The organism is Pseudonocardia sp., assembly GCF_035305885.1.
Classification (GTDB): Bacteria; Actinomycetota; Actinomycetes; order Mycobacteriales; family Pseudonocardiaceae; genus Pseudonocardia.
Genome location: NZ_DATGOP010000039.1, coordinates 22,321 through 43,373 on the forward strand (window position 1 = coordinate 22,321; position 21,053 = coordinate 43,373).

At 75.1% G+C, this 21,053-nt stretch carries 18 protein-coding genes; 7 read left to right on the forward strand and 11 right to left on the reverse strand.

Annotated features, from left to right (window positions below; all coding sequences use genetic code 11):
• Positions 1–4: 4 nt before the first annotated feature.
• A complete protein-coding gene (locus VKZ81_RS08005) occupies positions 5–763 on the reverse strand; it encodes a FadR/GntR family transcriptional regulator (protein ID WP_324240808.1) in 759 nt (252 codons plus the stop codon).
• Between the two features lie 115 nt (positions 764–878).
• On the opposite strand from VKZ81_RS08005, the gene VKZ81_RS08010 reads away from it, so the two are divergent.
• Positions 879–1,958: an LLM class flavin-dependent oxidoreductase gene (locus VKZ81_RS08010; RefSeq protein WP_324240809.1), complete on the forward strand. Its 1,080-nt coding sequence runs from the start codon at positions 879–881 to the stop codon at positions 1,956–1,958.
• On the opposite strand, the gene VKZ81_RS08015 is transcribed toward VKZ81_RS08010, so the two are convergent.
• From VKZ81_RS08015 to VKZ81_RS08045, 7 genes are all read right to left on the reverse strand, one after another.
• Entirely contained in the window at positions 1,948–6,402 is a 4,455-nt protein-coding gene (locus VKZ81_RS08015; RefSeq protein WP_324240810.1) for a coiled-coil domain-containing protein, read from the reverse strand. The genes VKZ81_RS08010 and VKZ81_RS08015 overlap by 11 nt on opposite strands.
• Positions 6,395–7,132 carry a hypothetical protein gene (locus VKZ81_RS08020; RefSeq protein ID WP_324240829.1) on the reverse strand — a complete coding sequence of 246 codons (738 nt, stop codon included), beginning with the start codon at positions 7,130–7,132 and terminating at the stop codon, positions 6,395–6,397. The genes VKZ81_RS08015 and VKZ81_RS08020 overlap by 8 nt, the downstream gene beginning before the upstream one ends.
• A gap of 56 nt (positions 7,133–7,188) precedes the next feature.
• Complete coding sequence (locus VKZ81_RS08025) at positions 7,189–8,640, reverse strand: hypothetical protein (protein WP_324240830.1); 1,452 nt, start codon at positions 8,638–8,640, stop codon at positions 7,189–7,191.
• Positions 8,641–8,737: 97 nt separating this feature from the next.
• Positions 8,738–8,959, reverse strand: coding sequence for a hypothetical protein (locus VKZ81_RS08030; RefSeq protein ID WP_324240811.1), 222 nt, complete (start codon positions 8,957–8,959; stop codon positions 8,738–8,740).
• 39 nt (positions 8,960–8,998) lie between these two features.
• A complete protein-coding gene (locus tag VKZ81_RS08035) occupies positions 8,999–10,126 on the reverse strand; it encodes a sodium:calcium antiporter (RefSeq protein ID WP_324240812.1) in 1,128 nt (375 codons plus the stop codon).
• 125 nt (positions 10,127–10,251) lie between these two features.
• Positions 10,252–10,545, reverse strand: coding sequence for an amphi-Trp domain-containing protein (locus VKZ81_RS08040; RefSeq protein ID WP_324240813.1), 294 nt, complete (start codon positions 10,543–10,545; stop codon positions 10,252–10,254).
• Between the two features lie 58 nt (positions 10,546–10,603).
• Complete coding sequence (locus VKZ81_RS08045; RefSeq protein ID WP_324240814.1) at positions 10,604–11,269, reverse strand: amphi-Trp domain-containing protein; 666 nt, start codon at positions 11,267–11,269, stop codon at positions 10,604–10,606.
• Between the two features lie 114 nt (positions 11,270–11,383).
• On the opposite strand from VKZ81_RS08045, the gene VKZ81_RS08050 reads away from it, so the two are divergent.
• Entirely contained in the window at positions 11,384–12,007 is a 624-nt protein-coding gene (locus tag VKZ81_RS08050; RefSeq protein ID WP_324240815.1) for a protein-L-isoaspartate(D-aspartate) O-methyltransferase, read from the forward strand.
• A 12-nt stretch (positions 12,008–12,019) separates the two neighbouring features.
• On the opposite strand, the gene VKZ81_RS08055 is transcribed toward VKZ81_RS08050, so the two are convergent.
• Together VKZ81_RS08055 and VKZ81_RS08060 are read right to left on the reverse strand one after the other, a co-directional pair.
• The gene (locus tag VKZ81_RS08055) at positions 12,020–12,268 is read right to left on the reverse strand and encodes a hypothetical protein (protein ID WP_324240816.1); all 249 of its coding nucleotides are present in this window, start codon (positions 12,266–12,268) and stop codon (positions 12,020–12,022) included.
• Positions 12,269–12,329: 61 nt separating this feature from the next.
• On the reverse strand, positions 12,330–13,940 hold the full coding sequence (locus VKZ81_RS08060) for a phytoene desaturase family protein (RefSeq protein ID WP_324240817.1): 1,611 nt from the start codon (positions 13,938–13,940) through the stop codon (positions 12,330–12,332).
• 34 nt (positions 13,941–13,974) lie between these two features.
• Between VKZ81_RS08060 and VKZ81_RS08065 the strand changes: the two genes are divergently transcribed.
• Genes VKZ81_RS08065 through VKZ81_RS08080 form a run of 4 tightly spaced genes read left to right on the forward strand, consistent with a single transcriptional unit; the run spans position 13,975 to position 18,900 of the window.
• The gene (locus VKZ81_RS08065) at positions 13,975–15,348 is read left to right on the forward strand and encodes a pyridoxal phosphate-dependent decarboxylase family protein (RefSeq protein WP_324240818.1); all 1,374 of its coding nucleotides are present in this window, start codon (positions 13,975–13,977) and stop codon (positions 15,346–15,348) included.
• A gap of 60 nt (positions 15,349–15,408) precedes the next feature.
• Positions 15,409–16,386, forward strand: coding sequence for an ABC transporter substrate-binding protein (locus VKZ81_RS08070; RefSeq protein WP_324240819.1), 978 nt, complete (start codon positions 15,409–15,411; stop codon positions 16,384–16,386).
• A 4-nt stretch (positions 16,387–16,390) separates the two neighbouring features.
• Positions 16,391–17,908 (forward strand): sugar ABC transporter ATP-binding protein, encoded by a 1,518-nt coding sequence (locus tag VKZ81_RS08075; RefSeq protein ID WP_324240820.1) that lies wholly within the window; start codon positions 16,391–16,393, stop codon positions 17,906–17,908.
• Positions 17,905–18,900, forward strand: a complete 996-nt coding sequence (locus VKZ81_RS08080) for an ABC transporter permease subunit (protein ID WP_324240821.1) — start codon at positions 17,905–17,907, stop codon at positions 18,898–18,900. Before VKZ81_RS08075 ends, VKZ81_RS08080 begins: the two co-directional genes overlap by 4 nt.
• Here VKZ81_RS08080 and VKZ81_RS08085 read toward each other — a convergent pair.
• Positions 18,897–20,129 (reverse strand): MFS transporter, encoded by a 1,233-nt coding sequence (locus VKZ81_RS08085; protein ID WP_324240822.1) that lies wholly within the window; start codon positions 20,127–20,129, stop codon positions 18,897–18,899. The genes VKZ81_RS08080 and VKZ81_RS08085 overlap by 4 nt on opposite strands.
• 35 nt (positions 20,130–20,164) lie before the next feature.
• On the opposite strand from VKZ81_RS08085, the gene VKZ81_RS08090 reads away from it, so the two are divergent.
• Entirely contained in the window at positions 20,165–21,028 is an 864-nt protein-coding gene (locus tag VKZ81_RS08090) for an NAD(P)-dependent oxidoreductase (RefSeq protein WP_324240823.1), read from the forward strand.
• The last annotated feature ends 25 nt before the right edge of the window (positions 21,029–21,053 follow it).

Sequence of the window (21,053 nt, forward strand, 5' to 3'; positions counted from 1 at the left end):
CCGGTCACCGCCAGTCGATGACCTTCTCCATCAGCTCGGGGCGGCGCCGCCGCACCCAGTCGGCGTACTCCTGCATGTGCTCGCGCATGAGCCGCTCGGCCTCGTCGGCGCGCCCCGAGGCGATCGCCTCGGCGATGGCGATGTGGACCTCGAGGACGTGCTTGCGCTCCTCCTTCGGCGACAGGGCGCCGCTGACCTGGTCGCGGAAGATGTCCTCGAGCGAGACGCTGATGAGGTTGAGCACCGGGTTGCCCGACATCGCGGCCACGGTGCGGTGGAACTCGTTGGTGGCCTCGAAGTAGATGCGGTCGTCGTCGACCTGCGTGGTCTCCGGGTCGGCGAGCCCACCCGCCAGCTCCTGCCCGCGCCGCTCCGCGGCCAGGCGGGCCATCATCGGCTCCAGGATGAGCCGGGCCTCGATCAGCTGCTGGAACGTCATGCCACCGAGGTGGAAGAAGAGGGTGGACATCCGCCCGTAGTCGCGGGTGCCGACCTCGATGACCATGGGCCCGCCGTTGCGTCCCGGCTTCATCGTGATCAGGCCGTGCACCTCGAGGATCCGCAACGCCTCGCGCAGCGAACCCCGGCCGACGCCGTAGTCCTCGAGCATCTGGGCCTCGGACGACAGCAGGGTGCCCGGGGGCAGTTTCCGCGAGACGATCTCGTGCACGATCTCCTGCGCGAGGGCCTCGGCCACCTTGGCACCGCGCTTGATCGGCCGCGGCGGTGAACCGGCCGGGCGGGCGCGCGCTGCTGCTTCCATGTGTGCAGGGTATCCGGACCGTGCCCCAAACCCTGATATTGGTGCGACCTCTTGTGTCCGGGTGCACCCCACCCTAGATTGATGCGCATCAATCGCATGGAAGACTGGTGGTCGCGTGGTCCAGGTCGGCATGCTGCTCAGCGACGTCCCGCGGTCGGTGCCGCCCGCGCAGCAGCTCCAGGACGTGCTGCGGATCGTCGGCGAGGCCGAACAGAACGGGTTCTCCCACATCGCGATCGGCCAGCACTTCCTCTACGGCGACCTGCGGTGGATGCAGCCGGTGCCCTGGCTCGCCCGGCTGGCCGCGCACACGTCGCCGGGCACGCGGCTCGTCACGCAGGTCATGATCGGGCCCCTGTACCACCCGGTGCTGCTCGCGGAGGAGATCGCGACGCTCGACGTGGTCACCGAGGGGCGCCTGGTGTTCGGCGTGGGGCTCGGCTACCGCGCCGAGGAGTTCGACCACCTCGGCGTGCCGTACGCGGAGCGGGCCTCGCGGCTGGACGAGATGCTCGAGCTGCTCCCCCGGCTGTGGACCGAGCACGAGGTGACCCACCACGGCCGCCACTTCCACCTCGACGCGGTGCGCCCGCACATCCAGCCGGTGCAGCAGCCGCACCCGCCCGTCTGGGTCGGCGGGTTCGCGAAGGCGGGGGCCCGCCGGGCCGGCCGGTACGCCACCGCGTACGCGGTGCCGCCCGAGCTCCCGCCGCCCGCGGTGGCCGAACGCTACGAGCTCGTCCGCGCCGGCCTCGCCGAGCGGGGCATCCCGTTCGGGCCGCAGCCGCTGCGCCGCAACGTGCTGGTGGCCGACTCGGCCGAGGCCGCGGTCGCCGAGTACGCGCGCGTGGCCAAGGGCCGCTACGTCACCTACGCGCAGCGCGGCCTGGACGTGTTCGACGCCGACCAGCTCGAACGGGAGTTCGCCGAGGCCGTGAAGGGCCACGTGGTCCTCGGCACCCCCGACCAGGTCGTCGCGCAGCTCACCGGGCTGGTCACCACGCTGCCGGTGGACCCGCTGCTGGTGCGCCCGCAGTGGCCCACGATGAGCACCGACGAGACGGTGGCCGCGATCCGGCGGCTGGGCCGCGACGTGCTGCCGTCGATCCTGCCGCTGCCGAGCCGCACCGACATCGCGCCGCCGGCCGCGACACCGACCGCGACACCGACCGGGACACCGACCGCTACGCCGTGACCTCGGCCGGGGCGGGCCTGCGGAACACCCGGACCGCCGCGATCCGGCCGCTGCCGTCCGGCGGGTCGAGCTCGGCGAGGCCGCGCGCGATCCGCTCGTCGACGGACAGGTACTTGCGCCCCGCTCGCAGGTCGGCGTCGTTGCGCAGCCGGATGATCAGCGGGAACGCGCTCAGCGCGCCGGCGTCGAACAGGCCGGTGGTGTAGACGAGCTGGACGCCCAGCGCGCGGGCCACGCCGAACTGCAGCTCGAGCAGGTAGCCCGCCGACGCGCGCCCGATGGGGTTGTCCAGGAACAGCACGCCCGCGTGCGGGCGCCTGCCCTGCCCGCGCTGGTGGGCGCGCAGGGCGGCCATCGTGCAGTACAGGACGATCGCGGCCGTGAGCTGCTGCCCACCGGAGAACACGTCGCGGATCTCCGAGACGCGCAGCCGCTCGGTGCGCAGCACCGCGTCGGGCTTGAGCATCTCCACGCGCACGCCCTTCGGCATCGCCGCGCGCACGCCGCGCAGCAACAGCGACATGCCGTCCCTGCGATCGCGGGCGTTGCCCGAGCGCTCGGTCGCGGTGCGGTCGACGACCTCACCGAGCTCGCGGACCAGGTCGGCGTCGTCGAGCTCGTCGAAGCGGATGCGCAGGAACTGCTGCCCCGACCAGTCCGACAGGCCCTCGGGCAGCTCGGAGAGCCGCTGCGCGAGCCGCAGCGTGCGCAGCGCCTCGCCGACCATCCCGTGCAGCCGCGTCACGATGCCCGAGCGGTGCCTGCCGATCGTGGCGAGGTCGTCCTCGAGCGAGCGCAGCCGCGGCCGCAGGGCCTGCTCCCACTCCGCGGCGAGGCCCGGCATGTCGGCGCGGGCGACGCCGAGCAGGTGGCTGCGCACGGGGCTGGTCACCGCGGAGAAGCGCGCCTCCTGCGCGAACTGGGCCACCGCGTCGACGGCGGCGCGCACCGCGCGCTCGGCCCCGGCCCGGTCGCGGGCGGCCTCGCGCACCGCGGCCCGGGCCTCCTTCCAGCGCGCGAGCGCGGCGTCGACGTCCCCCGAGAACGGGGCCGCACCCGGCTCGGTCCCGTCGGCGGCGCCCTCGTCCAGCCCGGCCACGACGTGCCGGAACCCCTCCGCCGACGCCTCGGCGGCGCGGCGGGCGGCCTCGGCCGTCGCGGCCCCGTCGCGGGCGGCGGCGGCCTCGGCGGCGGCCGCGCGGCGGTCCTGCTCGGCCCGGTCGACGAGCTCGCGGCCGTGCTCGACGTCGCGGGGGTCGCCGTACGGCTCGACCGACTGCGGGCCCGCCGGGAAGCGCCCGGCCTCCCGCCGCGCCACCGCGAGCTCCGCAGCCGCCTCCCGCAGGGCGTCGGCGCAGCGGGCGAGCGCAGCGCGCGCCTGGGCCGTCGCGGCGCGGCGGGAGGCGGGGTCGGCCGCGTCGGGTGAGCGCAGCAGCGCGTCGGCGGCCGCCCGCACCTCGTCGGGCAGCTCGTCGAAGGCCGCCTGCGCCGCGCGCGCCTCCCGCTCGGCGTCGGCCAGGCGGGACCGCAGGTCGGTGTCGACCTCGGCGGCCGAGTAGGCCGCGTCGGCCTTGCGGTACGCCGCGCGCAGCACCTCCAGCGGCGCATCGGGTGGCGCGGCCTGCGGCCCCGTACCGGGCTCGGCGCCGTCCAGGGGCAGGTCGGCCAGCTCGGTCCGGCTGGAGTCGGCGACCGCCCGCTGCCGGTCGCGGCTGCGGCGGGCCTCGTCGGCGTCGCGGCGCGCCGCGGCGGCCTCGGCGCGCGCGGTCGCGGCCGCCGCCTCGGCGCGCTCGACGGCCGCGGCGGCGGCCTGCGCCCGTTCCTCCAGCTCCGGGCGGCGGCGCACCTCGGCCAGCAGCGCGGTGAGGGCGGCGGCGCGGGTCCGGGCCGCCTCGGCGGCGGAAGCGAGGCGCGGGGCGTCGGCCTCGAGCCGGTCGGCCCGCTCGTCGAGCGCGGCGACCTCGGCGTCGGCCTGCTCGGCCTCCCGGGCCGCGCCGGCGAGCCCGGCGCGCGCCGCCTCGGCGGCCTCGACGAGCGACGCGCGCACGGCGCCGTCGCGGTCGCGGGCCCGCCAGTCGCGCAGCCGGGTGAGCAGGGCGCGGTCGGCCTCCAGCCGGGCGCCGAGCGCGTCCAGCTCGGCCGTGCGGTCGGCGGTCTCGCGTTCCAGCTCCGCGCGGGCCTGTTCGGCCGCCACCTCGTCGATCATGGCGGGGTTGGGCGGCACGACGAAGTCCACGCCGGGGGCGCTCCCGCCCGCCTCGACCGCGCGGGTGGCGCCGACGGCCACGACCGCGCACGGCAGCAACCGTGCCCGCTCCAGCTCCTCGCGGGCCCGCGGGGCGTCCTCGGGGTTGTTGAGCAGCACGCCCGCCACCAGGTGCGGCAGCCGCTCGACGGCCGCGGCGCGCTGCTGTTCGGGCAGCGTGGCGAGGTAGCGCCAGCCGGAGTAGGCGGTGATGCCCGCGGCCTCCAGCACCGCGAGCACCTGCTCGATCTCCGCGGGCTCGGGCAGCAGCCCGCCCGCACCGAGGGCGCGCAGCGCCCTGGCGTCGCGGTCCTGGGCGGCGAGCAGCTCGGTGCGCCGCCGGTCCCCCGCGCCGATCGCGGCGAGGAGGCGTTCCTCGAGGGCGGAGGCGTCGGTGTCGGGCCGGACCTCCTCCACCCCGAGCAGCTCGGCGAACCGCGGCTCGCCCGCCAGCGCGTCGCGGGCGGCGAGCGCGTCGGCCAGGGCCGCCTCCGCGCGCTCGGAAGCGGCGCGGGCGGCGTCCTCGGCCCGGTGCGCGGCGGCGCGGCGCTCGTCGGCGGCGCGACGGGCGTGGCGCAGCTCGGTCAGCTCGGCGTGCAGGGCGGCGAGCCGCTCCTGCACCTCGAGCGCCTCGGCCTCGGCGGCGGCGCTCGCGGCGGCGACGTCGGCGCCCTCGGCGAGATGGCCCGCCGTCACGGCCACCGCGACGCGGCGCTCGATGCGGGCCAGCTCGTCGCGGGCCTGGTCGGCAGCGGCCCGGTGGGTCGCGGCGGCGCTCACCTGCGCCAGCTCGGCCGCGCGCGCCGCCTCCGCCCGCTCATCGGCCGCGGCCGCGGCGTGCTCGGCCGCGGCGGCGGCCTCGTCGGCCTCGCGCGCCATCGCCCGCAGCCCCGCCGCGAGCGCACGGGCGGCGTCCTGGCGGGCCCGCAGCGCGGGGCGGGCCCGCTCCTGCTCGGCGTCGACCACGCCGCGCAGCCGGCGCGCCTCGGCCTCCGCCACCCGGTGGCGCAGCACCGGCTCGACCGCCTGCCAGGCCGCCAGGTGCCGCTCGGCCTCGGCGTGGGCGCGCCGCGCCGCCGCCTCGGCCTCCTGGGCGGCGGCGAGCTCGAGCGCGGCGACCCGCCGGCGCAGCTCGGTGGTGATCTCCTGCAGCCGCCGCTCCCCCGCCTCGGCGGCGCGCAGCCGCTCCAGCGCGGCCTCGTGGGCCTGCCCGGCGACGGCCAGCCGCTCGTCCTCCGCCCGCCTGCGGGCCACGATCGCCGCCGCGAGCGCGCGGGCGGCCCCGTGCGCGGCGGCCTCGGCGTCCCGGGCGGCCGCGGCGGCGCGCTCGGCCTCGGTCAGCGGGCCGAGGCGGGCGAGCGTGCCGTCGACGAACTCGCGCTCGAGCTCCAGGTCGGCGCGCTGCGCGAGGCGGGTCGCGTAGCCGGCGACGAGGTCGGCGAGGTTCTGCGGCTCCTCGGGATCGAGCACGGCGCGCAGCAGGAAGTCGACGAACGCCTCGTCGGTGGGGAACGCGAACGCCTCGGCGGCCTCGCCCTCGCCCGCGTTCATCGCGCGCTGGTAACGGAAGAGCTCCGGGTCGAGGCCGATGCCCGACAGGTGGCGGGTCCAGTCCCGGGGGCCGGTCTCCCACACCAGCTCCAGCGCGGGCAGCTCGCGGTGCCGCTCGACGAGCCGGTCCTTGAACCCGGTGGTGGTGACGCGGCGGCCGTCGACGGTGAACGGCAGGTCGTCGAGGCCGAAACCGGGCACGGGCCGGAACGAGTACCAGGCGTTGCCGAGCTTCTCCGGGTCGAGCGAGGTGACGTGACCGCGCCACTCGGAGACCTTGCCCGTGACCAGGAGCCGCCCGGTGGCGGTGTGCATCCACTCCAGCACGACGTGCGCGACGTCCTCGCCGAGCACGAACTTCTCCAGCACGGTGGTGCTGGTCGTGCCGACGACCTGGCGCCTGCCCGGCAGCAGCACCGAGAAGATCAGCTTGAGCAGGACCGACTTGCCACCGCCGTTCTCCAGGAACAGCACCGACGCGGGTGACGGGCGGCGGGGCACGCGCTCGAGGTCGTCGGGCGCGAACAGGTCGACCTGTTGGGCGGCCTGCACCGCGGGGCCCACGCCGCGCAGGTCGAGGGTGACGTCCTGGTAGCGCGCCCCGGGCGGGCCGACCGAGAACAGCCGGACGCGGGAGAGCTCATACATCGGGCGCCTCGAGGCCGGTCGGGGCGCGCAGCGCGCCGCCCGCGGTCGCCGCGGGGAGCACGCCGAGCGACAGCAGCTCGTCGAACGCCCGCTGCGCGGCGAGCTCACGCACCTGCACCTGGTAGCGGGGGGTGGTGCGGTAGACGCCGCCCTCCGTGCCGACCGGCACGAGGAAGCCCTGGTCGGCGAGGAACCGCAGCGCCTTCCCGACGATTCCGCGGGTGGTCGCCTCCCCCACGCGCCCGTCCTTGGTGGCCGTCGCCTCCGGTCGGCGCAGCCAGGCCCGCCACGCCGCCTCCAGCTGCGGCGCGTCCGACAGCGGGTCGGCCTCGACGCCCGCGGTGCGCTCCTCCAGGACGCGGCACGCCTCGCGGACCGCCCCGTCGACCTGGTCCACCGACACCCGGCCGACGTAGCTGTCGTCGCCGAGGTCGTCCGGGCGCGGGAAGGCGAGCGCGGCGGCGGCGAGGTGGGCGAGCCCGTGCAGCATCTTGTCGGTCTGGCGGTTCTGCAGGACGGTGCGCCGCGCGTACTCGTCCATGCGGATCTCGAACACCGACTCCTCGACCGCGGCCAGCACGATCCCCGACTGCGGGCCCACCGCCAGCACCACCAGCCCGAGCCCGGACGCGACCCGCTGCACGGTGTCGGCGAAGGCGTCGTCGTCGCGGTAGCGGCGCACCAGCTCGGCGTAGCCCGCGTCGCGGGACGGCAGCGCCTTCGGGCGCATCCCGTGCGCGACGAGCCGCGCCGCCGCCTCGACGTCGTGCGGCTGGATCTCCCTGCTCACGCGACCTCCTCGACGTCGGCCTCGCCGCCCCGCACACCCGCGGTGGTGACCAGCAGGTCGGCGCCGCCGAACTCGGGGTCGTGCAGCACCGTGCCGTCGTCGAACGCGAGCAGCAGGGTCTCGTCGCCCTGGTTGCGCGCGGTGCCGACGCTCGCGCCGACCGCGTGCGCCACGCGCAGCGCCACCAACGTGGGCAGCTCGGGGTCGATCTCGCGGGCCTCGGCGAGCAGCCGCGAGAGCCGCTGCGTGCCCCGGCCCGGGTCGAGCAGCCGGTTGGCCGCCTCCCACAGCGCGTCGCCGAACCGCTCGACGCTCACCGGGGCGAGGTCCGGCTCCACCACCGGCTCCCCCAGCGGGTCGCGCTCGACCGGCGGGGTGAGCAGCGTCTCGACCAGCCCGGTGAGGCTGGGCACGCTCGGCACGCGCACCCCGGCGCCCGCGGTGAAGAACGCGGCGGCCGGGCCGGTCGCGGTGGCCGTGTCGAGGGCGAGGCAGGGGCGCAGCAGCTGGCCGAACACGTCGATCGCCGCCCGCTTGGGCCGCCCGCTGAACTGCTGGCGGTCCTGCTCGGCGCGGAACGTCGCGCCCGCCTCCTGCAGCCGGGCCTGCAGCTGGGTGTGGCGCTGGATGCAGTCGCTCACGACCTCGACCAGCTCGGCGGCCTGGCGGCGCCGCTCCGGCTCGGTGGCCTCGTCGCGGGCGTCGGCGATGTTGGCGAGGATCGCGGTCTCGGCCCGGTAGCGGGACTCGATGTGGGTGAGCGCCTCGTCGAGCAGCTCGGGCACCGCCGTGAGCCAGTCGACCGAGCGGACGTCGCGGCGGGTGGCGTCGAGCTTCTGGCGCAGCGCCTCGGCGTACTGCACCGTGCGGTAGCGCGCCTGCTCGGCGGCGAGCCGCGCGTCGCCCAGCCGGCCACGGCTGATCAGGTTCTCCAGCTTCACCTCGGCCGCGACCTGAGCCGACTCGACGTCGGTGTCCAGCGCCCCGACGAGCACGTTGATCGCCTCGTCGGAGGCGCGCAGGTACACCTCGCCGTCCGGGCCCGCCACCTCGACCAGCAGCTTGAAGTCGAAGCGGCGCCGCACGTAGCGGCCGTCCTCGGTGAAGGTGCCGTAGTCGGCCTGGAAGCCGCGGTCGAGGCTGCCGACGTTGATGAGGTTCTCGATGACCCACTGCGCGACGCGCTCGTGCTCGCCCGGCGGTGCGTCCGGCGCCTGCGCCGCGACGAAGGGCCGCAGCCGTTTGACGATCTCCGCCTGGTCCGCGCCGTGGTCGAAGTCCATGGCCAGCGTGACCTGGTCGATCGCCTGGAGGGCGATCTCGGCCATCTGGTAGCGGGAGGCGTCGACCCAGTCGAGGCGGCTCTTGCGGGCGTCCAGGTCGTGCAGCGGCGCGGTGCAGGCGAGCGCCTTCAGCCGGCGGGCGACGCCCTCGTCCACCGCCCGCAGCGCACCGACGTCCGCGACCACGGAGGGGCACTCTACGGGCGGCGCGCCCCCGGCCGCCGCGGTGGGTGAGCGGCCGGACGGTCAGGCGATCGGTCGCTCAGTCGTCGTCGTCCCCGTCGCCCTCGCCCTCCTCGGCCCCACCGGGTACGGGCTCGAGCTGCCCGCCGGGCGCCTCGTCCACCTGGCTGGTCTCCTGGCCGGCGCGAGCGTCGTCATCGTCGTCGCCGCCCTCGGACTGCGGGTAGCTGAACACCAGCCAGAGCCCGATGATGGCGGCCAGGATCACGGCGGCGGCTCCGACGCGGTCCTTGGTCAGCACGTCGGCATCAACCCTTTCCTGTTCGTGGCGCGGGCGGTGTCAGTCGTCGACCGGAACCTCGCCGAAGACCAGCAGGCTCACGACGAAGTAGGCGACGTAGAGACCGAGCAGGACGGCGCCGTGCCAACGGCGCAACCGCCCGGTGGCCAGGAAGATCGCCGACAGCACGGTGAACGCGAGCAGGACCGGCATGTGCCAGGACAACGTGTCGTCGTCGACGACGATCGCCCCGCCGACCAGCAGGATGATGCCGAGCTTGCCGGTCACCGAGAACACGACGCTGCCGATGACGTTGGCGATACCGATCTCGGGGGCCCCACGCCGGGAGGGCTCGACGCTCAGGAAGATGTCCTCGAGCGTCAGCGCGAGCGTCGCGATGGTGACGCCGAAGACGGTGCCCTCGATGGCGTACTCCTCGAGGATGCCCTCGGTGCCCTGCCCGGCGATCAGGGCGCCGACGACGAGCCCGACGAGGGCGAACACCGACAGGGCGATCGTGGCGGCCGGCGAGAGCTGGCGGGCCTTGAGGAAGCCGTGGTCGACCCGCAGGTCGGGGGGCAGCTGGAAGCCGCGCGCGCCCCCGTTCCCGCCGGTGCCCCCGCCCGCGGCCGGGCCCTGCGAGGTCGACGCGTCGCCGCCGCTCCCGCGGGTCAGGGTGGCCGTGCCGCCCCCGCCGACCCCGGCCTTCTCGAGCTGCTCGTAGACCTCCGCGTTGCGCCACACCGGGCGCCGGGAGCGGTACTCGTGGTAGGCGATCCACCCGACGAACGCGACGAACAGCGCCAGCAGCCCCACGCCGACGCCGACGGACAGCGCCCCGGACAGCGCGAGGGCGTACATGACCACCGGCGCGGCGACGAACAGCGCCAGGTAGTGCTTGGGGATCTCGGTCGGGCACGGCGCGATCAGCGCCATGAGGGCCAGCACGATGCCGGTCATCGCGATCGTCGTCCCGACGACGGTGCCGAGGGCGACCTCGCTCAGGTCCTCGAGGTTCAGCACGATCCCGAACGCGAGGTCGTCGAACTCGATCCCGGTGAAGACCACCGCGATGAGGAAGAGCGAGATCACCCACCGGCTGGCGACGCCGACCAGGTACCCGATCAACTTCTCCGCGCTGTACACGAGCACAGCGATACCCAGGACGAATTCGATGATCGGGATCACTGTTCCCGCTCCTCACCACGCTGTGACGACTTGTGTACGCACCTCGATGGTGATCGGGAGCACTGTTGAGTGCAACGGGTTGACTGGTCGACCCGCCAGGGTGTAAGGCAGCGCCGCTGCGGGCGTCAGCGCAGGGGCTGCGGGGCCGCCACCGTGTACCGCGGCTGGTCGGCCGGGGCCTCCTTCTTGGTGTTCGGCCACATGAACTCGATCTCGAGCTCGATCTTGTCGCCGTAGGGCTCGAGCTCCAGCTCGCACTCGAATTCCTCGGGCAGGTTCAGCGACACCGCGGGGCCGACGAGCGCGACGTCCGCCGTCCCGCCGGCCTCCAGGGCCTTCGCCAGCTCGCCGAGCCAGCGCGCGGCCTCCTGGCGCGACAGCACGACGCGCTGCTCGATCTTTCCTCCGCCACCGGACATGCAGTTCTCCTCCTCGTGGTCCTGACGCTCTGGTCAGGTGTCGTGGTCAGGCGCTGGGTCAGGTGTTCGCGGCTCGCGCGAACGGTGCGTCCCGGCGTTCGTCGACCTCACCGCGCGGCGCGCGCCACGTGAACTCGATCTCGAGCTCGACCTTGTCGCCGTAGGGCTCGATCTCCAGCTCGCAGGTGAGTTCCTCGCCCAGGTGCAGCCGCACCGGCTCACCGGACAGCGCGATCTCGACGGTGCCGCCGGCGTCGAGCGCCTTGGCCACCTCGCCGAGCCAGCGCGCGGCCTCCCGCCGTGAGAGCCGGACCTTCTGTTCGATCTTCTTGCCTCGGGACATCGTCGTCCTCCTGCGGATTCGATGTCCCGAGTGTGCCCCCGCGCGGGCCCGCGCGGCGGCCTCCAGCCGGGGGACGTCAGCTGCTGCGGTGGGAGATCCGGTCCCGGAGCCGGTCGACCAGCCCCACGCCCGGGCCCACACGAGCTCGTGGAACAGTTCGGTGTTCGGCGCGCTCGGGTGCGGACGGGTGGGCGCCACCCCCTTCGCCGCCTCCACCTTCTCCTCGAGGCGCACGAGCTCGTCGTGCGGGATGTGCTCGCGCAGCTTCGGGAACTGGTCGGCCTCCTCGTCGTGCACGTGGTGGCGCAGCTTTTCGGTCATGGTGCGCACGAGCTCGTCGAAGCGCGGGTCGGTCGCCTCGACCGCCTCCAGCTGCTTCATGTGGTGGTCTGCTGGGCCACGACGGGCTCCTTCCCGGTTCGACGAACCCGGGCATACCCCTTCCGGCCGGCTCGAACCGGGCGTGGCACCCGCCCGTCGCGGGAACACGGGGGCATGGCGAGGCGCGCCGAGCGGCACCGGGCCGCCATGGTGCGGTACCTGCGCGCCGAGGGCATCGCCGACGAGCGCGTGCTGGCGGCCATGGGAGAGGTGCCGCGCGAGGCGTTCGTGCCCCGTGCCGTTGCCGGCGCGGCCTACCGCGACGTCCCGCTGCCCATCGGGCTGGGGCAGACGATCTCCGCGCCCACGGTCGTCGCGCTGAGCGCTGCGGCGCTGCAGGCGGGCCCGGACGCCCGCGTGCTCGAGGTCGGCACCGGGTCGGGCTACGGCGCCGCGGTGCTGTCGCGGTGCCACCGGTCGGTGGTGACGATCGAGCGCCACCGCGAGCTGGCCGAACGCGCCCGCAGGACGCTGGCGGCGCTCGGCTACGCAGGCATCGAGGTGCGCACCGGCGACGGGGCGCTCGGGGCGCCGGACCGGGCCCCGTTCGACGGCATCGTCGTCACCGCGATGGCCGAGGGCGGGCCGCCGCCGGCGCTGCTCGAGCAGCTCGGGCCGGGCGCGGCGCTGGTCTGCCCGGTCGGCCACCGCGGCACCGGGACGCTGAAGCGCTACCGCTCCGGCGCGGTCACCGACCTCGGCGCGGTCGCATTCGTGCCGCTGGTGACCGGGTCCTGACCCCGCCGTGCCTCAGGCGGTGGCGTCGACCCGGTCGCGCAGGCCGGCCCCGGCGACCGAGGAGTTCGCGCAGTGGGCGCAGCAGAAGAACCGGCCCTCGGCCTGCACGCCGTGGCCGACGATCTTGCACCCGCAGTGCTCGCAGACCGGCGCCATGGCGTGGATCGCGCACTCGAAGCTGTCGAACACGTGGACCGCGCCCTGCGCCCGCACCTCGAACGCCATGTCGTAGTCGTTCCCGCACACCTCGCAGGTGGCCATCGCAGATCTCCCCAATCGGATCGGCTCCACCGGGCCGGTGCGGTCCCGGCTCCCCACCCGACTACCCGGGGAGGCCGCCCCTCATCCGGCCCGTCACCCGGCCCAGCCGCCGGGGCAGGCTCGGCGCGAGCAGGCGGCCGGCGACGAGGTGGCCGGACGCCCCGCCCAGCCCCGGGCCCGGGTGGGTCGCCGCGCCGATGTGCCACAGCCGCTCCACCGGCGTCGCGTGGCTCGACCGCCAGATGAGGTTCTGGTCCAGCTCGGCGGAGCCGGCGTAGGGGTCGCCCGCGATCGCGTTCGGGTTGTACGCCTCGAGATCGCGCGGGGTGATCACGTCGATCCCGAGCACGAGGTCGCGCAGGCCGGGGGCGTGCGCCGCGACCCGGTCGAGCACGCGGTCGGCGTAGCCGCGGGCGAGCGCGGCGTCCCAACCCGCCGACCCGTCGAGCTCCCCGGCCGCGTCGCCGACCGGCGCGAACGGCACCTCCTGCAGCTGCAGCCACAGCGCCGCCGCGCCCTCCGGTACCCGCGAGGGGTCCAGGACGTGCTGCTGGCCGACGACCACCGTCGGGCGCCGCGGCAGCAGGCCCGCCTCGGCCTCGGCGCAGGCGATCCCCGTGGACGCCGACCCGTCCGACAGGTGCACCAGCGGCACGGCGGCGAGCGCCGGGTCCCGCCACGGCACGGGCCCGGACAGGGCGACGTGCACCTGCATCGCCGCCCGCCCGGGCCGGTAGCGGGCCGCCTCCTGCGCCGCAGCGGGCGGCACCGCGTCCGACGGCAGCAGCCGGGTGTACAGCGCGGCGGGGGTCACCGACGCGAGCACCGCCCGGTCGGCGCCGACCGCCCACCCGTCGCCGGCCACCCCCGCGGCCGCCCCGTCCCGCAGCACCACCCGGTCCACCCGCCGCCCCGTGAGCACCCGGACGCCGCGCTCGGCGAGCAGGCCCTCCCACGCGGTGAGGAAGTTCCCCGCGCCGCCGACCACCACCGGCAGCCCGGCCGCGTGCAGGGTCGCGGCGAACACCGGGATCATCAGCCCACCGGAGGCGCTGTCGGGGGACAGCCCCGCGTGCAGCAGCCACGGCGCCCAGAGCCGGTCCACCTCGGGGCCGCGGAAGCGGGTGCGCAGCCACGCCCGCCCGCTGGTCGCGACCTCCCGCGCGTACGCCGCCAGCTCCGCGCGGCCGCTGCGGGCGAGCCCCCACAGGGGGCCGAGCACCCCGGGCGAGCGCAGCTCGCTGGACAGCAGGCCGCCGAGGTGGGCCGCGTGCGCCCCGAACCGCTCGATCGCCGCCCGGTAGGCGTCGCGGTCGGCGGGCTCGGCGAAGCCGGCCACCGTCCGCTCGACGTCGCGGTGCGCGATCGTCACCTCGCCCGCGTCGGTGACCGACGCCGTCACCGGGCCGTCGGCGTTGGCGTACTCCAGGCCGTGCCGGTGCAGGTCGGGCCCCAGCTCGGCGTACACGGGACCCGTGACGAACAACGGGTGCCAGGAGGAGAAGGTGTCGTGCCGGTAGCCCGGCACGGTGCGTTCCTCGGTCGCGATGAACCCGCCGATCCGCGGGTGCTCGTCGACGAGCGCCACCGACCACCCGGCCCCGGCGAGCCGCGCCGCCGCGGCCATGCCGTTGATCCCCGCCCCGACGACGACCGCATCGAACCGCTCCACGCCGGAGAAACTAGCCCGTTCGTACGATCCGGCGATGGATCTCAGATCGCTGCTGCAGCACGCCGCGGAGGTCGCCGGCGACTACCGGGCCTCCCTGCCGGACCGCCCGGTGCAGGCCCCCGCCCGCTCGGATGCGCTGCTGGAGCGGTTCGGCGGGCCGCTGCCGCGCACGGGCACCCCGCCGGAGCGGGTCGTCGACGAGCTCGTCGCGGCGGCCGAGGACGGGCTGATGAGCACGGCGGGCCCGCGCTACTTCGGCTTCGTCGTCGGCGGGGCCCTCCCGGCCGCCACCGCGGCCGACGTGCTCGCGGCCGGGTGGGACCAGGTCGCGTTCAACGACGCGCTCTCCCCCGCCGCGGTGGCCGCCGAACGCGCGGTGTCGGGGTGGCTGCTCGAGCTGCTCGGTCTGCCGCCCACCGCCACCGTCGGCCTGGTCACCGGCGCGCAGGCGGGCAACACGGTGGGGATCGCCGCGGGCCGCCACCACGTCCTGCGGGCCGTCGGGTGGGACGTCGAACGCGACGGGCTGCAGGGCGCCCCGCGGGTGCGGATCGTCGCGAGCGAGGACCGCCACGCCACCATCGACCGCGCCGCGCGCCTGCTCGGCCTCGGCGAGGCCGCGATCCGTCCGGTGGCCGCCGACGGCAACGGGGCGATCGACCCGGCCGACCTGCGCCGGGTGCTCGCCGCGGAGCCGAGCGCGCCGACGGTCGTGTGCCTGCAGGCGGGCAACGTCAACACCGGCGCCTGCGACGACCTGCGCACCGCGGTCGGCATCGCCCGCGAGCACGACGCCTGGGTGCACGTCGACGGGGCGTTCGGGCTGTGGGCCGCCGCCGCGCCGGCGCGGGCGCACCTCGTCGACGGCGCCGACCTGGCCGATTCCTGGTCCTGCGACGGGCACAAGTGGCTCAACGTGCCCTACGACTGCGGCTTCGCGATCTGCGCGCACCCGGACGTGCACGTCGCCGCGATGAACTACGCGGCGAGCTACCTCACCGGCTCCGGCGGCCCGGTGCCGATGCCCGCCGACCTCGTGCCCGAGTCGTCGCGGCGCGCCCGCGGCTTCGCGGTGTGGGCCGCGCTGCGCGAGCTCGGCGCCGACGGCGTGGCGGAGCTGGTGGAGCGGTGCTGCCGGCTCGCCACCCGCTTCGCCGAGGGGCTGGCCGCGGCCGGGTTCGAGATCGCCAACGACGTCGTGCTCAACCAGGTGCTCGTCGGCTTCGGCGACGACGCGCGCACCGACGCCGTGATCGCAGCCGTCCAACGCTGTGGGATCTGTTGGATGGGTGGCACCGTGTGGCGGGGCCGTCACTACATGCGCATCGCGGTCTCCAACGCGCTGACCACGGAAGACGATGTTGACCGCTCCGTCGCGGCGGTGACCCGGGCCGCCGGTGTTGTCTGATGTGTGGGCGTTAACATCTGCACGGCCGCGATGGTGCGAGCAGGAACGAGGTAGGAGTCGATGGCACTTACGGGACTCGGCCGGGCGCGGGCCCGGCTGGTGGCGGGCGGCGTGGTGCTGGCGTGCGCGCTCGCCGCGGGCTGCAGCGAGGGCGACCCGGTCAGCACCGAGCGCGGTGGCCCCGGTGCGCAGGTCGAGACGATCGGCCTGATGGTGCAGGACCTGTCCAACCCGTTCTTCCAGTCGATGGCCAACGGTGTGAAGGCCGGCGCGGAGAAGATCGGCGCGACCGTCAACGTCCAGGACGGGCGGCAGGACCTCGGCGCCCAGAACGAGCAGATCGACGCGTTCATCCAGCAGCAGATCGACGTGCTGCTGATCAACGCGGTCGACTCCGACGGCATCGGCCCCGCGGTCGAGCGGGCCAAGGCGGCCGGCATCACGGTGGTGGCGGTCGACGTCGCCGCGAAGGGCGCCGAGGCGCAGGTCACGCTCGACAACGTCGAGGCGGGCCGCCAGGCGTGCACCTACCTGGCCGAGCAGATCGGCGGCGCCGGCGACATCCTGCTGATCAACGGCACGCCCATCTCGTCGGTGCAGGACCGCGTCACCGGCTGCAAGGAGGCGCTGCAGAACTACCCGGAGATCACCATCGTCGCCGAGCAGAACGGCGACAACGGCCGGGCCGAGGCGCTGACCATCGCCACCGACATGCTCACCGCGCACCCGGACGTGAAGGGGATCTTCGGGATCAACGACCCCACGGCGCTGGGCGCCACGCTCGCCGCCGAGCAGGCGGGCTTCACCGACCTGGTGATCGTCGGGGTCGACGCCTCCCCCGAGGCCGTCGCGGAGCTGCAGAAGCCCGACTCGATGTTCAAGGCCACCGCGGCGCAGGACCCGAACACCCAGGGCGCCATCGCGCTGGAGATGGCCCAGAAGCTGTTCGCGGGCGAGGAACTCGAGGAGCGGTCCGTGCTGGTGCCAACCGAGATGATCACCCGCGAGAACCTGGCGCAGTACAAGGGCTGGCAGTAGGCCCATGGCGTCGCTGGTCGCGATGGAGGGCATCACCAAGTCCTTCGGTGGTGCCCCCGCCCTGCGGGGCGTGGACTTCGACCTGCGCCGCGGCGAGGTCCACGCCCTCATGGGCGAGAACGGCGCGGGCAAGTCGACGCTGATGAAGGTGCTCGCCGGCGTCCACACCCCGGACTCGGGCACGATCCGCATCGACGGGGAGCCGGTCACCATCTCCTCCCCGGTCGAGGCGGCGGCGCTGGGGATCGCGATCATCCACCAGGAGCTCAACACCGTCCCGGACATGACGGTGGCCGAGAACCTGGCGCTGGGAGCCGAGCCGCGCACCCGCTGGGGTGTTCTCGACCGCAAGCGGCTGCTGCGCGACGCCGAGGAGAAGCTCGCCCGGGTGCGCGCCGACATCGACCCGCGGCTGCCGATGCGGCAGCTGTCGGTCGGCCGCCAGCAGATGGTCGAGATCGCCCGCGCGCTCGCCGAGGACGCCCGCGTCCTCGTGCTCGACGAGCCCACGGCGGCCCTGTCGGACCGCGAGGCCCGGCAGCTGTTCTCGCTCATCGACGAGATGCGGGCCGCCGGGATGGGGCTGGTCTACATCAGCCACCGCATGGAGGAGGTCTGGGAGCTCGCCGACCGGGTCACCGTCTTCCGCGACGGCCGGTCGGTGGGCACCAGCGAGAAGGCCGAGATCACCCCCGAGCGGGTGGTCACCCAGATGATCGGGCGCAACGTCGAGGACCTCTACGTCCACGACGACCGCAGCCCCGGCGAGGTCGTGCTGCGGGTGCGCGGCCTCACCGACGGCGCCGGCATCGGCCCGGTGGACCTCGACCTGCGGGCGGGCGAGGTCGTCGGCATGGTCGGCCTGATCGGCGCGGGACGCACCGAGATCGCGCGGATGATCTACGGCGCCGACCGGGCCCGGGGCGGCACCGTCGAGCTCGAGGGCAAGGTGCTCGACCGCCGCTCCCCCGCCACCAGCATCCGGGACGGCATCGGGCTGCTGCCGGAGAGCCGCAAGGAGCAGGCGCTGTTCGCGCAGATGTCGGTCCGCGACAACCTCGTCGTGTCCGCGCTCGAGCGGCTCTCCCGCCTCGGCGTGCTGCGCAGGGGCGCCATCGGCGACGCGGCGCGCAGGCAGATGGAGGCCCTGCGCATCCGCACCCCGCCCACGCGGGCGGCGGGGCAGCTGTCCGGTGGCAACCAGCAGAAGGTGGTGCTCGGGCGCTGGCTCACCGTCGGGCCCCGGGTGCTGATCCTCGACGAGCCCACCCGCGGCGTCGACATCGGCGCCAAGTACGAGATCTACCGGATCATCAACGAGCAGGTCAGCCGCGGCGTCGCCGTGCTCGTGGTCTCCTCCGACCTGCCCGAGGCGCTCGGCATCAGCGACCGCGTCCTGGTGGTGCGCGGCGGGCGGATCGTCGCCGAGCTCGACCGGTCGGAGGCCACGGAGGAGGCCGTCATGCTGCACGCGACGGGCGTCGCCGCCGCCGCGGAGAAGAACGGAGGCACCACGGCATGACACGGACCGCCCCGGCGGGCGCGCCGACCACCGAGCCCGCCGAGCGCGCCCGGCCCAGCTTCGGCCAGGTGTGGGACCGGTACGGCATCATCATCGTGCTGCTGGCCATGGTCGCGCTGATGGCCGTGATCGCGCCCAACTTCGTGAGCCTGAGCAACGGCTTCAACGTCGCCCGCGCCGTGTCCATCAACGCGGTGCTGGCCGCGGGCATGACGCTGGTGATCCTCACCGGCGGCATCGACCTGTCGGTCGGATCGATCGTCGGGGTCGCGGGCGTGACGTCGGTGCTGCTGTGGAACGCAGGCTCCCCCGCGCTGGTCGCCGTGCTGGGCGGGGTGCTGGTCGGGGCCGCGGCCGGGCTGCTCAACGGCCTGCTCGTGGCCTACCTCGCCCTGCCCGCGTTCATCGTGACGCTCGGGGCGCTCACCTACCTGCGCGGCACCGCCTACGCGCTCACCGACGGCCAACCGCTGATCGCCGAGGGCGAGCTCGGGTTCCGGCTGCTGGGCAACGGCAACATCGCCGCGATCCCGTCGCCCGTCGTGGTCATGGTGATCACCTACGTGGTGATCTGGTTCATCCTGGAGCGCACCACGTTCGGGCGGCACATCTACGCCGTGGGCGGCAACGTCGAGGCCGCCCGGCTGGCCGGGATCAAGGTCAGGCGGGTGCTGCTCAAGGTGTACCTGATCGCGGGGCTCACCGCGGGGCTGGCCGGGGTCATGTTCTCCGCGCGCGTCGAGTCCGGCCAGCCGCGGGCGGGCGAGGGCTACGAGCTCGACGCGATCGCCGCGGTCGTCCTCGGCGGCACCTCGCTGTTCGGCGGCCGGGGGCGCATCCACGGCACGTTCGTCGGCGCGCTCATCATGGGCGTGCTCAGCAACGGCCTGGTGCTCATGAACGTGCCGTTCTTCACCCAGCTGATCATCAAGGGCGCGGTGATCATCATCGCGGTCGCGCTGGACAGCCTGAAGAACTGGCGTTCCGGCTAGCCGCTCGGCCGCTCCCTCGTGGTCAGCCGCCCGGCCACGAGGGCGGCCGCGCCCACGGCGGCCGAACCCGCCACGACGAAGCCCCACGGCGCCCCGGCCACCGCGCAGACCCAGCCCAGGAGCGGTCCGCCCAGCGGCATCATGCCCAGGTTGAGCAGCCCGTGCAGGGCCATGACGCGTCCCTGCACCTCCGGGGCGCTGCGCACCTGCAGCAGGCTGCGCGCCATCGTGTTGAAGGCGATGTTGGCCACGCCCATCGCCACGAGGCAGGCGAGCGCGAGGACCAGCCGGTCGACCAGCGCCATGAGCAGGTTCGTCGCCCCGAGGGCGACCGCGCAGGCGAGCAGCTTGCGCCCGCTCACCGTCACGCTCGATGCCGCGCCGAGCGCGCCGAGCACGGCGCCCAGCCCGAGCGCCGAGGTGAGGTAGCCGTAGGTCGCCGCGTCGCCGCCGAGCACCTCGGAGGCGGCCACCGGCAGCACGACGCGGAAGTTCTGGCTGAACAGGCTGACCGCGGCCACGAGCAGCAGGCAGGCGCGCAGCTCCGGGTGGCTCCACGCGTAGCGCAGCCCGGCGGCCGCCAGTCCCTTGCCGGGGGCCGCCTTCGTGGTGGCGTGCAGCGCGGAGCGGTCCATGCGGGCGAGCCCGACCAGCACCGCGGCGAACGAGATCGCGTTGATCCCGAACGCGGGCCCCGTGCCGACCGCCGCGATGACCAGGCCGGCGACGGCGGGGCCGACCAGCCGACCGGTGTTGTGGATCGTCGAGTTCAGCGCCTGCGCGTTGACGTAGTCGCCGGGCGGCACGAGGTCGGTGACGAACGTGTGCCGCGCCGGTGAGTCGACGACGGTGACGAACCCGAGCAGCGCCGCCATGACGTAGACCAGCCCGAGCGTGGTGGCGCCGAGCACCGTGGAGACGGCGAGGACCGCGGCGAGCACGGCGCTCGCCGTCTGGGTGGCGACCAGCAGCCGCCAGCGGTCGACCCGGTCGACCAGCACCCCGCCCCAGACCCCGAACAGCAGCGTCGGCAGGAACTGCAGGGCGAGCGCCGTGCCGACGGCGACCGGGTCCCCGGTCAGCTCCAGCACGAGCCAGTCCTGGGCGACGCGCTGCATCCACGTGCCGACGACGCTCAGCGCGTGACCGCCCAGGTACTTGCGGTAGTTGGGGTGGCGCAGCGAGCGGACGGTGCGGGCGAGGAACCCGGCAGCCGCTTCCTCGCTCATAGGTCTGACACTAGACCATTTGGCATGATGTGCCGATGACCGCTACCCCGACCTCCGCCCGTCCACCCCTCCCACCGGGAGCGGGGGTGATCGGCCTGGGCGCGATGGGCGGCCCCATCGCCCGCCACCTCGCCAAGGCCGGGATCCCCACCACCGTCAGCGACGTCGACCCGGCCGCGGTCGCGGCCGCCACCGACCACGGGGCCGCCGCGGCGCCCGACCCGGCGGACGTGGCCGCCGCGGCGGGCCTCGTGATCGTGGTCGTCGCCACCGACGACCAGCTGCGCGACGTGCTCTGCGGGGAGCGGGGCGTGTTCGCGGGCGCCCGGCCGGGCACGGTCGTGCTGCTGTCGAGCTCGGCGCTGCCCGAGACCTGCCGGGAGCTCGCCGGGGCGGCCCCGGACGGGGTCGACGTGCTCGACGCCGCCCTCACCGGCGGGGTCCGCTCCGCCGAGGCCGGCCGGCTGACGCTCCTGGTGGGCGGCGACGCGGCGGCCCTCGACGCCGTCCGGCCGCTCCTCCCGCCGTGGACCGCCGCCGTGCACCACCTCGGCGAGGTCGGCGCCGGCCAGGTGGGCAAGACCGTCAACAACCTCGTGCACTGGGCCCAGATCGCCGCGGTCGCCCAGGCGCTGGAGCTGGGCAGGCGCCTCGGCGGCGACGTGCCGAAACTGCGGGCGGCGATGCAGGACAGCCCCACCGACAGCCGGACGCTGCGCGAGATGCACCTGATGCGCTTCACCTGGTTCGAGAAGGACATCGCCAACGCCGAGCGGATGGCCGACGGCACGGGCGCCGAGCTGTCGATGGCGCGCAGCGCGCTCGCCTTCATGCGGACCTTCGACATCGACGCGGCCCTGCGCCTGCTCGAGGGCGGGGATCCGGGGCTTTACAGGTGACTGTGAGGGGGGTTACCTTCCTGCG

Bases quoted from the DNA above. Each gene is read 5' to 3' on its own strand.
- VKZ81_RS08075 (WP_324240820.1), top strand. From the start codon at position 16,391: ATGGCGTCGCTGGTCGCGATGGAGGGCATCACCAAGTCCTTCGGTGGT.
- VKZ81_RS08045 (WP_324240814.1), bottom strand. From the start codon at position 11,269: ATGAAGCAGCTGGAGGCGGTCGAGGCGACCGACCCGCGCTTCGACGAG.
- VKZ81_RS08090 (WP_324240823.1), top strand. From the start codon at position 20,165: ATGACCGCTACCCCGACCTCCGCCCGTCCACCCCTCCCACCGGGAGCG.
- VKZ81_RS08040 (WP_324240813.1), bottom strand. From the start codon at position 10,545: ATGTCCGGTGGCGGAGGAAAGATCGAGCAGCGCGTCGTGCTGTCGCGC.
- VKZ81_RS08015 (WP_324240810.1), bottom strand. From the start codon at position 6,402: ATGTATGAGCTCTCCCGCGTCCGGCTGTTCTCGGTCGGCCCGCCCGGG.
- VKZ81_RS08065 (WP_324240818.1), top strand. From the start codon at position 13,975: ATGGATCTCAGATCGCTGCTGCAGCACGCCGCGGAGGTCGCCGGCGAC.
- VKZ81_RS08085 (WP_324240822.1), bottom strand. From the start codon at position 20,129: ATGAGCGAGGAAGCGGCTGCCGGGTTCCTCGCCCGCACCGTCCGCTCG.
- VKZ81_RS08020 (WP_324240829.1), bottom strand. From the start codon at position 7,132: ATGCGCCCGAAGGCGCTGCCGTCCCGCGACGCGGGCTACGCCGAGCTG.
- VKZ81_RS08050 (WP_324240815.1), top strand. From the start codon at position 11,384: ATGGCGAGGCGCGCCGAGCGGCACCGGGCCGCCATGGTGCGGTACCTG.
- VKZ81_RS08055 (WP_324240816.1), bottom strand. From the start codon at position 12,268: ATGGCCACCTGCGAGGTGTGCGGGAACGACTACGACATGGCGTTCGAG.
- VKZ81_RS08070 (WP_324240819.1), top strand. From the start codon at position 15,409: ATGGCACTTACGGGACTCGGCCGGGCGCGGGCCCGGCTGGTGGCGGGC.
- VKZ81_RS08080 (WP_324240821.1), top strand. From the start codon at position 17,905: ATGACACGGACCGCCCCGGCGGGCGCGCCGACCACCGAGCCCGCCGAG.
- VKZ81_RS08005 (WP_324240808.1), bottom strand. From the start codon at position 763: ATGGAAGCAGCAGCGCGCGCCCGCCCGGCCGGTTCACCGCCGCGGCCG.